Annotated in this window: 6 protein-coding genes; all 6 read right to left on the reverse strand. The window is 62.1% G+C overall.

Translation table 11 applies throughout. From position 1 onward, the window contains the following. Positions 1-32: 32 nt before the first annotated feature. On the reverse strand, positions 33-299 hold the full coding sequence (locus tag QZ634_RS07030; RefSeq protein WP_291986740.1) for a hypothetical protein: 267 nt from the start codon (positions 297-299) through the stop codon (positions 33-35). Between the two features lie 13 nt (positions 300-312). After that, positions 313-1395: a primase-helicase zinc-binding domain-containing protein gene (locus QZ634_RS07035; RefSeq protein WP_291986742.1), complete on the reverse strand. Its 1083-nt coding sequence runs from the start codon at positions 1393-1395 to the stop codon at positions 313-315. 1281 nt (positions 1396-2676) lie between these two features. Continuing rightward, positions 2677-3288: a T6SS effector amidase Tae4 family protein gene (locus tag QZ634_RS21520; RefSeq protein WP_366145362.1), complete on the reverse strand. Its 612-nt coding sequence runs from the start codon at positions 3286-3288 to the stop codon at positions 2677-2679. A gap of 265 nt (positions 3289-3553) precedes the next feature. Beyond that, the gene (locus QZ634_RS07040) at positions 3554-7819 is read right to left on the reverse strand and encodes a hypothetical protein (RefSeq protein ID WP_291986744.1); all 4266 of its coding nucleotides are present in this window, start codon (positions 7817-7819) and stop codon (positions 3554-3556) included. Positions 7820-7839: 20 nt separating this feature from the next. Then, positions 7840-11460: a hypothetical protein gene (locus QZ634_RS07045; RefSeq protein ID WP_291986746.1), complete on the reverse strand. Its 3621-nt coding sequence runs from the start codon at positions 11458-11460 to the stop codon at positions 7840-7842. A gap of 6 nt (positions 11461-11466) precedes the next feature. Then, positions 11467-14028, reverse strand: a complete 2562-nt coding sequence (locus tag QZ634_RS07050) for a hypothetical protein (protein ID WP_291986748.1) — start codon at positions 14026-14028, stop codon at positions 11467-11469. Positions 14029-14118 lie beyond the last annotated feature (90 nt).

The following is a 14118-nucleotide window of genomic DNA, read 5'->3' on the forward strand; positions in this document are numbered from 1 at the left end:
AAAACCGGCCAAGGCCGGGAAAGTCTGCTGCGTTAGCAGCGGCTGATTGATGAGCCTGCGGAAAGGGCAAATTTCCGTGCCTCGACGGCATGCGGGCCGAGAAACCTGGCGCGTGTACCGTCCGGTTGACGAACGAGGATTCGGCCGACGACGAGGATCTGTTGTCGCACACCGATGTCCCCATCGAAGCGGGTTTGCAGGTATTGCCGGTAGTCGCCCTGCCATCCGACTGGCGGAGCAAAAGGCCCGAAACCACCCGGCCGGGTAGTGATCCGGCTGAAGTCGATGACGCCGTACATGGTCACCTCCTCGTCAGGCGGCCCGGGTCAGTGCCTTGTCGACACTGCCGAGCGTGGGAAAACCTGCTTTCCCTGCGAAATTGAACACGTCGAGCCAATCGACCCCTTTTTGGCCGTCGGGAATCGTGAGCGCTGGCGCAATCGCACCGGCTTGAATCCCCATGGCCCAGAGCCGAGTCACCAATGCCCTCGCCGCTTCCTGTCCGTGTCCGGACGGGTGCTGTCGCGACGGCCGGTCCTTGTCGGCGAAGACCAGAACCTGGCGCACTCCTGGAGGAGGAACAAAGGCTTCCAGAAGATGGGCATTTCCGGTCGCCCAGGCGGGCAGACCGGTGGCTTCGATGACGGCAAGCGCGGTTTCGATGCCCTCGGTCACCGCCAGGCGACTCCCAGGGGCTATCAGCCGAATGGCGCCGCCGGTCAGCTGTCGCGCCGAGGGATGGCGCATCAATTTTTTGGGTGCGTCGACCGGGGCCTTGCGGCCATCGACGGTCAGGTAGGTGCGATGGAGAGTGACTGCATTGCCCCCCTGCCCGGTGACCTGAGCGATGATGGCCGGATAGCGGGCCACCAGACACCGATCAGCGTAGTAACCCAGCGCGGGATGAAAGCGCAGGGTTTGTAATGCCGTTGCGGACAGACCGCGCCGCGCCAGATAAAGACGCGCCGGCTCGGCTTGCGGATGGGTCAGCGGAAGGGATTCCCGCCACGTGCGATTGAGGTGTTCGCGGCGGGTGGCGTCGTCGGCGAAACGACTTCCGACCGCCGGCGATTGCCTGCGTGTGCTACTGAGGGGCTGGCCCCCGAGATGCTCTGCCACTTCGCGGATCGTGCGACCAAAATCCCAGTCGTTGACCCACATCAGCAAAGACAAGCCGTCGGCGAAAAAGCCGCAGGTGTTGCAAACGCCACCGCCGGTTTGATCGACGTCAGGAAAAACCCGAAAGCCATCCCGACCACCATGGACCGGGCAAGGGACATGCTTCCCTCGCCGCTCCACAGCCTCTTTCAACGCCGGCGCCAGATCGGGCAGGAGCCGCTCCCAGCGCCCGCGTGCGTCGTCCTTGACGCACTGTGCTTGATACGCCTGTTTCATTGCAGGTGCCTCCATGGAATGTCCCGGTCGGGACCTTCCGAAGCACCCCATGCCGGGATCCTGGGGAAGGCCACGGCAAGGCCGGTTGGAACGTTCCGCGCGGCATGAAGGTAGCCCTGCCGGGATACGCTTCCCCGGCGGGGTCATGATGCTGTTTGTTTTTTCGTGGCCAGCTACCACACGTCCATCCTGCGCCTTACGGTGCGGGATCGAAACTCAATAGGCTGTTCGTAAGAGGCTCACCGAACCCCCTCCGAAAAGCCCCGGCACGGTGGCCGGGGAAAGTGCTGCAGGGGAGGAAACAGCTACGATGTTACGCAGAGACTTCGGCCCACGGCGGGCGAAATGCGTCCTGATCGGATCGAATTCGACGACAGGGCATCTCGGTGCGTACGGCCGAACAGCGCGTTTGGATGCGATTTCCAACCGCCCTCGCTTTGCCAGCGCCAGGGAACAGCGCTAGCGGCAGAGTAAAACCGCACAAATTTGGTGGCAAAAATTGGCGGCGATGAGTGCCGGCGTCAGCGACAACAATCAGCGTCCGGTGTTTGCCTTCAAGCGGGCATTCGGAACGAGGCGCTCTACGTCTGGTCGTCGGCCAGAGCGGTCACTGGGGACGTGCGCCATGAGCGTCGGCTGTGGTCCCCGTTGCCGCCATTCGACCGGGTTCACGAAAAGATGCTGGGTCGGCGAGTCCGGATGACCGCTTACTGAAAATCGCTACTCACCCTTTCGACCCGAAACAGACATGGCGACACCTCCATTGCAGACGTTCAGCGAGAATATTGCCGTCGCTATTTCTGGGAATTCGAGAGGGCACGCCGAACTTCGCAAGTAACCATCCCTCAGCAAAGCCGGGGGCTTTCGGGATTGCGGCCCCCTCAAAGGGGGCTTATCGCAATCCAACGTCAAAAGCTCCGCCGTCACGACCGCTACGAGTGAAACAAGCGCTCTAACAAGCAGCTTGGACGACTCCAGGAAATGTCAAACTGCTACTGCCACCCCGGCAGAGCCGGTGGATCTCTCTTGGTAGGTTAGCCTCACATCACCAATAGGCTTTCCGTTCCTCTTCCGTAAGGTCGACCTTGATGCCGTCCTTCGTAATGCTCCAGTCCGTGAAGTTGTGAGTGTTGATGTTTGGGTTTGTGTCACGGACCGTCGTCAAGCTTCAGGCAGATGTCGCTAGAATCCTGGACGGCGTTGGCTCGTGTTATCGGATGAGTTTCTTGCTGACCGCTTATGCGGGCATCAAGACGCCATTTATCCGTATCGCCAAGAGCCTCACAGCAGACGCCAAAGCTCAACACTTGTCGCAGAACGCGCGAAGTGGCTATGACAGTCGATTCGACACTTGCTTATATTCCACAAATCGACGTGCCCACTCGCATCGGCCGCGTTTGGCACACGGTATAGCAGAATTCCTTTCCACGCTGGGATCAGCCCATCCCCAATGTCGGCCCCGACCTGCTTACTAATGCCCCACATAGATGGTCCGAGGAGAGACTCAAGCCAAGCTTTTGCAGTGGCCACTCGCACGATGAGGGAGTTCCCTTGTCCGTCCTTCAGGTTGCCGTCATTCTTGACCAGTTCGGCAGGGGGTGCGCTCCCTGTCGCACGCAAGGCAACGGAAAGGCGCAAGGCGCAAGTGTTCTCGAATGCCGGATCTCCGATGAGCGCTGGCCATCCACCCCCCAAATCCTGAAAGAACTCGACACGATCTGCGTCTGGGTACGCGTCCCACAGGATTTGAAAATCGGTTGTCATGGTAGCTTCTCCTGAATTAAGCCGGATAAGACCAAAGTGAGCACCCGATCCGGCACAGGTTAATAAAGGACATTCAATAGCTGGTCGCGGACGAAAAAAACGACCCATGCTCACCAAATTAATGTACATCGGTGTCTCAAAGTCATTGATACGTTCCGCTCGCACCCACGGGAAAAGCGCCGCCTTAGCACGGCGCACGTCGAATCCGGGAGCCCCGCTGTGCGCGGCGCGCCTCTTTTTGCTTTCTCAGGCTCCCACGCATTGACCAGGCCAACGGTGGAGAACGACCGCACCAGCTTTCGGCTTCGGGCCATCGGCGAAGTGAGCAGCGGGATCTCGGAACTGCGAACCAAGGCGGCGCGGCGGCAGAATGGTGTCTTAGCCGTCGCGAACCCTATTGATAGATCGTGAATTGGCCTTCAATGTCTACGGTCACGACATACCAGTTTGTCATCTCCGCCTGGACCACCCCAGGCCTCGCGAAGCGCTGCCATTCGGCCGAACGCCACCATTGCACCATCGAAGCGACCGCCCCCGCATTCTCGTCAGGACGAAAGCTCAATTCCTCGGTCCCGAATGCCTGCAGACGGCGATCGGAGTCGAAGATCCCGGCGAGCCGCTCGATGCCCCCCTGAAAGAGGTGAAGCCGCTCCTGGGGGATCTTCTCCTGGCCATCCACATAGATCTCCAACTGCAGTGCCTTGAACGGCTGATCCTTGGGCATGCTGATGTTGAAGGTGCGCGAGCCACCATCATCGTTCGGGGCGTAGAGCTTCTTCGAGTCGACCTGTTCCCACGCCTTGGTTTTGCTGTTCTGGACGCGCAGGTCGTCGCAGGACTTCAACACCTTGACTCCGGTGCACGCGGCGGCGGGCAGTGCGACCTGGAACGTCCTCCCGCCACCGTCATCACGCTCGCCCTCTGTGATGAGATCATCATGCGCGGGTTGCCGGTCCCAAACCAGTTTTCCATTCTGCGAGACCAGGCTCACCTCGGGCCTTGGAGACGGCAAGGGGGTCGGCGCTTGCAATGTGCGCGTGACCGTCTTGCCCGCGTAGTCGACGATACGGTGCCATGCCCCTGCGCGAAGCCCTGCGCTGCGGAACTCCGCTGAGACCTGCTCAGCGTCTTCATCCGGCTCCTCCGAAAGATCGGCCATGAAAAGCCGCTCCACGTGCGTACTCGACTTGCTATCGAAGTCGTGATTGAAGGCTGTTTCCACGGCGAATGCGCGCGGCGCTCGCGCTCGGCACTGCGCGACCTGCTGCGTCCGTGGCAGCACGTCGTAGGGCCAAGTGGTCTTCAAACTCTGGTCCCCAAGCTCCTTCAGCGGCCACGCGAACCAGCCGATGCTCGCTTCGCGGTTGAGCAGCGGGGAGTCGACTATCTTCCAGGTAACTGCGTCCTGCCCAGTCCCTAGCTCCTCTTCAAGCACCGCTTCGCGGGTCCAGCCCATGCGCCTCAGGCTCAACTTCGCGTCGAGAAGCGGATCGTCCGTGGCTGCCCATTCGGCCACCATGCGTGGTGGGCCATCGAACAGCCACAGCCGGCACATAGCGCGCGGTGGCGAGGCCGGCCCGGGCGTCGGTGCTGCTGCCGTGGACGAGCGCACCAGCTGTAACGGCGAGGGAATCCACCGCGGGATTCCGGGAGCCATCTCGAGTTCCCGGACAAGAGTGCAGGCTGCCAGGCTCGCGATCGTCGTGAGATCCTGCGTGGTTCTGCTTATCACCACACTCAGTTCCGCTGCGACAGTGCCGGTGCCGTGTGTGCCCAGGCGATGTGGCGCGCCCTCGGCGCTGCGCAGCCAGGTGTGGCGCCGTATCCGTGCCGGTCGCGGCAGATCGGAGAATCTCGGAACGATGTCGCGCTCAGTTGTACGCCAGTCGGGGATGATGCGTACGTCGCGCTCGGCAAGCGGCGGCGCATCCAGTATTTCGAGCTTGGGCGCATTCACATGCCGGATCTTTACGAACGCGACGAACTCGTTCGATGTCTTGCCGATGGATTCGCGCGCCGCGTCGAGCACCACGGTGAAGAGATTGCGCCGGCTCGGCTGCCAGCGGCTTTCCGCACCGCGCTCGGTAGTCGGCGGGAGCGCCGAGGACCGCAGCACGAGAATGTCGGCCGACAGGTCCAAACGACCTCCTGCGCAGCGCGCGTCCTGCACCGATGTGAAAGGCAGCGACTTGCCCCCGAATTGCCAAAGGTGGTCGCAGATCACTCGGATCGTCGACTTTTCGGCATCAGTATGCGTCCAGGTCGCAGCCCAGAAGAAGGCCTTCAGGGAATAGCGGTTGGGAGGGCTGGTCAGCTCCGACGACGTCACCGCCAGGGCGCCGTTGAACTCTACGGTGCGTGTCAGTCTTCCATGGACCGGTTCGAACAGCTCGGTGACTTCGAGGCCGATTTCCGTGGCTTTCAGCCCGAACGCCCCATGCACATTCCATCCCAGCATCGCGCGACGAACGACGAAGTGCGGCCCGTCGCGCTCCAATTCTAGATACAGGCGGTTGAGCCTCTTCAGGATCAGCGCACAGGCGTCGCCTACACTCCCGCTAATTTCATCGGGCGGAGGAAGAGGATTGGCCTTGGCAATCACCAGCCGATTGATTACGTCTCCTGGGCCGTCCCAGATCTTGATCGGGCTCTTGTCCTTCTCCTTCAGGTTCAGCACAAACGTCGAAGGCGAACCCTCGGTCAGCGACAGCGATTCCACGAGTTCGAACAACGCCAGCGTGCCGGTTTGCTCTTGCTTTACCTCGTGGCCAAGAGTCGTGCTGAAAGACTGCACGTTCGAGGTCGCGAAGTCGTAGAACTCGGGCGAGGTAACCGCAGCGCCACCGGCTCCCGCCGCGATACCGTCCTGTGGGACAAGCGTATCGTTGCTCAGACGGATCCAGCTGCATGCATGCGTCTCGTCGCCCAATAACTGAAGATAGTCGATCGGGCCGTACTTGAGGTCGGGGCGCCCGAGGAAGTTGATGTCATCGGCCCAGCCGCGACGCGCGCGAACAGCACCAGCGGTAAATCGTCGACCTTTCTGAACTTCCTTGGTGGGCGCCGGGCGGTACACGTGCAGCCGCACATCTTCGCCTCGCAACTCATCCCTTGTCGTCTCCCTCGGTGGGGCCTTCGATCCACCGACACGCGTCGCGGCATAGGGTGGCAACGCCTCCAAGGCATCCGCGCCCAACGCGGTGGAACGTCTGTAGATCGCACGCAGTACGGCGGGTTCGCTGCTGGTCTCTACCTTAAGCTCGGGCTCGGGCTGCCATCTCTCGCCGCCGTAGTCGTCTCGGTTGTCGGAAGGCATGGCGAATTTCGCGAGCGGACCGTCGACAACCAGAGTGCTGCCATCGACGCCCCGTGATTCGAAGAGCGTCGCCTCATTCCAGTCCAGATCACCGGGGTTCTCCGCCTGCAGGTCCTGCGCCCATCGCAGTCTGATGCCTTCGGACGACAGTTTGTGGGGCAGCAGCACCCGCGCACGCGCGATGCCGGTTGGGCTGTTCGCCGCGCTCTCCGCGGGTCGCACCCACTGTTCGGACGGTGCGAAATAGCGAGACCGCGATGCGGCGGGCTGTTCGGCAACGACGACCAATGTCGCGCTCACTCCCCCAAGCGCATGTTCGATGCGCAGCGCCGTGGTGCATAGCTTGTCCTTGCGACACAGTGCACGGCTAACCACGCAGAGCGTGCCGTCGACATCGGCATCGTCGGGTGGCAACAGCGCCGCCGCGAGTCGCTGCCCGTCGCAACACTCGCCGGGCACGGCCACCAGCATTGCAGGCGCTTTCACCTCGAGCGTGGCGAGCTTTGTCGCAGTGTCGATGATCAACGTCTTGGTGCCGCTCTGATCCAACAGCAGCCGGGCGAAGCCGCCGACCGGGCCTGCGGGCAGCCAAGCGGTAATGTCGATGCTTCGGCTTTCTGATCTGAAGTGGTACGACAGGTCCGTGGCCTCCGAATGCCAACGCAGGAAGCCTTGGTCGCTCCTGATCCAGAGCGGCTGGCCTGTCTCCCAGGCACCATCGGCCACTTCGTCCATCAGCAGTGCCGCTTTGGATTCGAGCGTCGTTTCCTTGTGCTGCATAGCGGCCGCACCCTCGCCGTAGTTCCATTTCACCGACAGGAAGTCATTTCTGTCATCGTCTTCGGGCCGGACGCCGCGTTCTGAGAACGTGACCAGGGAGTTCCTGCGCGCCATCGCCTCGGGACGCATCGCAACCGCACTGCCTAGAACTTGCGCGACGAGCGCACCTACGATGCCGGCTTTCCAGTCGTCCGCGTCGTTCTCGAAGGGAGGTTCGGGCGAGGTTCCCAGTAGTTCGGCGTCGTCGATCAGAATGCCGTCGACATTGATCCCGGTCTCGGCCGTGGGACCGATCGCTGTCTTGACTTGCGTCATCAGGCTATCGCGCTTGATTAGCCATTCGCTGCCCACCCAGCGCGCCTCGCCGCGTGCCACGACACCATCGTCTTCGAGCTTGCCATAGATGGTGGTGTTGTCAGCGCCGGCGAGGGCTTGCAAGCGACCTCCCGACACATACGCGTACTTGGCTGTCCACGACGTATTGTCGAAGCCGGTGAATACGACGTTCTCGACCACACCGTCTGGCTTGGCGGCTTCCAGCGGCGGCAACTTCTCGGCAGCCATGTCGCTTCCTTTCAGGTGAGCTAAAGCGGGATCAGCAGTTCGGACGCTTTACCTTCACGTTTCCAGAGGACGCGAAAGTGCTGAGCGGCACTGGGCTTCTTCAGATTGAACCCCAGGTGTCCGGGATGATCGCCGCCGCCGTCGGCGTCGAACTCGGCCTTGGTGACCACGTTCCCATCCACGTAGGCATAGCCGAAGACAACGTCGGCATCGCTGCGTTTCCAGCCCGACGGCCGCATGAGCTTTTCGTTCTCCTCGATCGCCGGGCCGTAAAAGTAGGCGCAAGGTCGCAGCACATCATCGGTATCTTCCACGAAGACCGTCGCCGAGACGTGCGGATCTGGCAAGCGCAAGCCCGGCGAATTTCCCGCATCCTCGTTTTCAAGTTGTGTCCCGAGAATCTCGTTCACGCTCGGTTTAGCCGGGCCGGTATAGCTCCAATCCAGACGGGCTAGAGGCAACACGAGCTCTCCGCGTTCTTTGGTCATGAAGCAATGGTCCGAGAGCATCACGTCACGGTTCGAGAACGCGAGCGGCTGGCGCTGCGCAGCAGGGACGATGTGCGTCTCGTCGCCGACCAGTGCGTCGGCACGCGGCCTCACGGTCAGGCTTACCTTGAAGGCGGCCGGCTGATGGATGACGATTTCGTGGCCCTCTTGCAGCGCTTCCAGCTCAGAGGCCACAGCTGCAGCGGGTCGCCCAGCGGCGGCGCACCAGGCCGGAATTAACGGCGCGAGCTGGCCGACGTTGTAGTGCTCGGCCAGCACCGACTCGGTCCGCACGGAGAGCAACTCGACGCGTAGCACGCCGAGCGCCGTGCGCGCGTGCGTGTTGTGGGTGGAGCGCCGGAAATCGGCGGGAAGGGTGACATTCCACACGAATGCATCCTGAGCCGGGTTCGTCGCCTGGATCAGACCGATGCGCCGGCCCTCGAACGACTCGCGTCGCTGCACGCCATGGCGGTGAATATACCGGTCGACCATGGGCGCTGCGGGACTCAGCCAGGAAGGGGGAGGGAGGCGCTGCGCGGATGCAGTATCCGATGCTGGCCTATCGGACAGGGTGACGGCACGCCGGCGCAGCGGCGCATAGCGCGACAGCGGTTCGACGGCCCATTCCAGCTCATGGTGCCAGCCGTCTTTCAGCCCCGCCCAGTTCCAGGTCACCTGCCCGAAGTCGTCGATCGCGACCGTGTCCTGGAAGTTCGGAATCTCCCGCAGCACATAGTAGCGGCGCAGTAACGGCGCATTCGTTCCCTTGAAGGTCCAGGCCCGACCCAGATAGCCGCCATTTTGGTCGCGAAAAAGGATCCAGTTACCAGGGGAGCCTGTACCCGCCATCCATGCATCGACATGTCCGCGCGACAGATCGCGCCGTTGTGCGATGGTCAACACCACTTCCGTACAATCGTCGACGTTCAGAAGTCGCCAAGCTTCGAAAAGCAGGCCAGCGCTGAGCGCACTTCGGGCCTGCGCGCGTGTTTTGGTTTTGTCGTCGAGCATCTTGTCGCGCTCGATCTCTTCGTCGAGTTGGGTCGTGACATTCTTAAAATCGCCCTTTTTGCTTTCCTCCTCGCGTCGGATCATGGCGGCGTGAGGCGTCAGAAACCGACTCGGCGCAATGTCCGCATCGATGCCCGGCTCACCCTTGGGCGCCGTCGCTTCGATCCACCATTGCCGACCGACCTCGATGGGCGCATAGGCCTTCACCAATTGCGGTACGGCCTGCACGATCGCTACAGCCTCGAACTCAATGCCCTCCACGTGGGGGGCGGGCATATCCCGCATCCAGATCCGGTAGCCGCCGACCGGCTCGCCCTGGCCCATTGGGTCAGTAAGGTGTTGCAACTGCATCCGGACACGAGCATAGGGTTCCGGCGGATCATCCTCCGGTGCTTCAGAGAAGAACACCCGGTCCACGTCGAGCAAGGGGAGCGGCGTTTCTTCGTGAGTGTCGCTCCAGAAGCGCTCGAAGTGCACGACGCTCAAGTCGCCATCGGTGCGGTCCGGGTCGAACCCGATCGCCATCTGCAATTCGAGCACCGGTGACTCGGGGATGACACCTTCGTAGGCCGCGCCTGCCGAGTCGGGCGGGACAATACGCCGCAGCGCGAGCATCAGCCGGACCGCGCTGCCTGCACGCATGATGTCGTCCTTGTCGTCCTTGTCGTCCTTGTCGTCCTCATTGATCTTGATCTCCCACTGCCAGCGGCATTGGTTCCATGGGTCATCTCCCGCGCCGGCGGCGGGCGGCGTCTCTCGCTGCGTGAGCATGGCCAGCGCGATACCGTCTTCAGTCGGATACGGCATCAGCCCGTGATTCGACAGGTTCGTCTGTGAGGTCTGCGACGACGCGCCCGGCGGCAGCTGATCGGTTGCCCGCACGTCCGAGACGGCCATCGGATCGATGTCGGACAGCAACCGCGCGACCTGGATCGCCGCGTCGTCGGCGTCGGCGTAGAAGCCAGTGGGCAGCGCCGGAGTTTCGATCCGGTACAGCACAGCAGACAGGCCACGCCCATCATCCTTCTCCGTGGGCGGAAGATCGAAGCGGACGACCAGCGTGGCCTTGTCGCCCGTGCGCACAAGTCGGGCCATGCCGCGCGCCGGTGCCGCCGGAGGATCGAGCCTCAGGCGCTGCAGCATCACCCGGCCAGCGCGCACGACGCTGCCATGCGGATTGACGAGTTCGATGCGGTAGTTCAGCAACTCACCGATCAGTTCGTCAGGCATCAGGCGATCTGCGGGACGGAACAGACGGTCGCTCCATGGCATGTTGGCCGGCATGGCGGCCGCAACGGTGACATCACTGGGCGTCTCCCTGAGCGCGCTTGGAATGACGATGAGCCCGCTGCGCCGCGACGGACGTTCGACGACGCCCAGCGTGCGTGTGATCCGGTAGTAGCCCGAGAACCCGGGGTGGTCATCGGTGCCTCGGTTCAGGTGACTCTGGATGCTGCTGTTGGTAAAGGGCGCCCCGCCTGTGCCTTCGTCCATCTCGAACGCGATGCCCGCGCTGTGCTGAAACGCCTTGAGCTGTAGTCCGTCTGGCTTGGTACCGGGCAGCACCGGGTCGATGTAAACCGTTGCATCGGCTGCGACCGGCAGCGCCGCGTCCTTTGTCTCGACGAGGAAAAGAAGGCCCCCAAACGCCTCGATTGGCACCTCACCAGGGCGTGGTGAAAAGGCGTTCAGGCAGACCTGGATCCAGTCTTTGATGCTGCGCGACGCATCGGTCGTCGCCTGGATGTCGATGTAGGCGCGATAGCAGCGCAGTGGCAGCGAGACCGCCGACAGTTCCTGGGCCTTCCGCATCTTGTCGATGATATCCCTGAACATGTCGGTGCCAGTACTCAAACTCCAGGCTTCCAGATCATCGATGACGCCCGCATACGCGTCGCCGGACGGGCGATCTCCTCCGTGGTTCCACCACGTGAGCTTCGGCTCCTTGGACGCGTCGCGTTCCGTGCCCGGCCAGTAAAAGATGGCGTCGTCCCATGTGAATGGCGGCATGTCACCCAGCTGCGGCTGCCGGGTGACTTTCAGCTTGGTGTCCTCGCCCGTGACGATGTTCATATCCGCGGGCAGGCGCAGGCCGAGCCAATGCTTGCCATCGAGCCTCTTCAGGAATAAGTTGTCCATGTCGCCTCAGTTTCCTAGAGTCTTGCGCAGTTCCGTCTCGATTCGCACGCGCTCCTTGTATGCCCTTCCAACGACTTCGGTATTGAGGGAGAGCGGAATGCTGAGGGAGGCCGAGATTCCCAGCACGTTCACGGTGGCACTGGCATGCCCCAGCATGCCGAGTGCAGTGCCCTGGGTGGCCAGGGCCACTTCGAGTCCGAGATCGACATGCACCTCCAGGCGAAAGTCGTAGTCGACGTGCCAGGAGATCGTGAAGCTCGTGAACAAGCAGTTGATCCTAATGCTGAAGCCCACGCTGGCATGCAGGGACAGCGCCGCGTTCATGACGAGCGAAGCATTGCCGTAGAGCAGCAGCTTGCCCTCGCTGAAGGCGCCGAGCAGCAGCAGATCCGCCGCGAAACCTGCATTGAAGCTGGCGCTGAGGCTGACCGGACCGATCGACGCTGACGCGCTCCAGTCGAACACGGCGCGCAGGCTGGACTTGGACATCACGTACGAGTCGCCGCCATCGGTCGACGCCCGGAACGCGAGCAGAGACGTGGCGCGCACGCTCAGCGGCCCGAGCTGTCCCGCCATCTCGTTGGGCCCTAGCACCAGCAGGATGCCGTTGCGGGTGGCCTCGAATGCGAGGCGCATCGCAGGCAGATCAAAGCCCATCAGCTTGCCAGCCAGGCCGTCGGACGGCAGGCTGGTGAGCCCGTTGCCCGTGGTCTGTGCCGCGATGCGTAGCGATGGCTCCTGGCCATCGAGCAACATAAGCGCGAGCGCGGCCGGACGCTGCTGGAATGCAGCTTTGCGCGCATCCAGGGTCTTCGTGTAGAGCCACAGCTTTCCGAAAACCGCAGCCTGTGCCTCGGAGGTGACGATCAGCGTCATGTCCGCGGAGTAGAAACCGACAAGGTTCTCATCCGGAGTCGGACCGACGAACAGCCTGGCGAGCAATGTCAACGCCGTGTGTTCGGTTGGCGCCCAGACTTCCGGCTTGCTGACGTCGGGCAGACCTTCCTGTACGCGCTTGCGTGCTTCGGCAAGCGTGAGACGCGAGGTACCCTGCACCTCGCAGTTGATGCCCATCCCGAGTCCGATGCGCTGCACTATGACCATCGGGAACAGTGGAATCTTGGCAGGCGCGTCGGCGTACAGCAGAACCGTTGGAAACCATTCGCTGTTCGGCGCCGGTCGAAACTGCCCGACGCGGAAGGCAACGGCGACGCCCGGTAAAGTCGGCGTGCTCATCTGCCCGGTGCCTTCCAGATAGCGCAGCACCTCGGTGTCTTGGTAGGCGATCTTGGCACTTCCTTTGACGCCTCCAGGCGCCGACAACGCGATGTCGACCGAGATCTCGTTGCGGCCTGTGAGGCCAAGGCCGGTGAAAGGATCGAACGTGATGGTCGGCAGGGTCCCGCGCAGGCCGACGTCGCCGATGTCCATGCGCAGGTCGATGCCCTTCAGGTCGAAGGTCGGAGAGGTGCTGGCGAAGCTGAGGTCGATCCGCGGTACCTGCAGCTGGAACATGTCCAGCGCATTCAGCTTGAACGGCGAGAGCGGCTTCAGTGCGATAGTCGGCAGCTTTCCGTCGAAGTTGCAGTCGAAGTCGGCGCCCATGCCGTCGAACAGATCGCCGAACCAGTCCGCGACTTTCTTGTCCAACCGATCAAGCGAGCCGGGCAGAAAGGTCAGCTTCCCGCCGAGCGCGGTGCTTGGCGTGAAGGTGTTGTCGCTGGCCGTGAAGCGGATGTCGATGCTGGGCTTCTCGATCTGGAACCAGCCGTGCGGATCTGTCCACCGCGTGACATTGCTCAGCTTTACCGCCGACTCGATCTTCCAAGCCCCGGTGCCCGCTGCGCACGAAGCCGTGATCTCCAGCTCTCCGTCGCCGCCTACGAAGAACGGAACGTTGAACGCGATGTGCAGGTTCACCGACCAACAATCTTCGCTGAAGGCTACGTGGCACCTGTTGATCGCTGTCACCCTGACGCTGGCCCCAAAGAGACCATTAAGCTCCTTCGTGAGCGCGTCGCAGGTCGGCTGCGATGCCTCGCAGCTTCCACAAACGCCATTGGCCGAGAAGATCAGCGGTTCCGGTCCGACGAAATAGAAGGTGGCCCCCAGAAGCGTAAACGACGCAACGCGATCGTCCTCACTAGGCGGCGTCAGCTTCAGCTGGCAGGGCTGGGCACCGAGTGTTAGTTCCGCCTTGCACTGATAGACCTGGAGGCCCTTCCAGTCGAAGCCTTCCCCGCCGACGTTCATTTTCACGACCAGCAGGTCGGTGATGGTCGCGACCGTTTTGCTGTCGCGCCGAATCCCGAGTTCGACGTCGATCTCCGGAATCGCTTCAAACGCCGCGCCGAGCAACTTGGCTCTCGCTTGCACTCGGCGCGAGAATCCAAGATCCGGCAACACTGTTCCAGCCTCGAAGGCCCACTTGAACTGTGGCGTGTTCAGTGTGACGTCTACCGTAATCTCACCAGTATCGTCGACCTTCAACGGCTCGTTGAACAGGTCCAGTCGCAGTTCATCCCCGCCTTCGAACGTCTCCTTCAGCAAGAGCTTTACTTCAGCCATGCTGACGCCTCCCTGTTTTTGATAGTGTTGGTGCGAGGACGATGCAGAACGAATAAAGGATAGGAAATCCAATGCACTTTTGGGAAATAC

Source organism: Candidatus Accumulibacter sp. ACC007, assembly GCF_907163205.1.
Classification (GTDB): Bacteria; Pseudomonadota; Gammaproteobacteria; order Burkholderiales; family Rhodocyclaceae; genus Accumulibacter; species Accumulibacter regalis.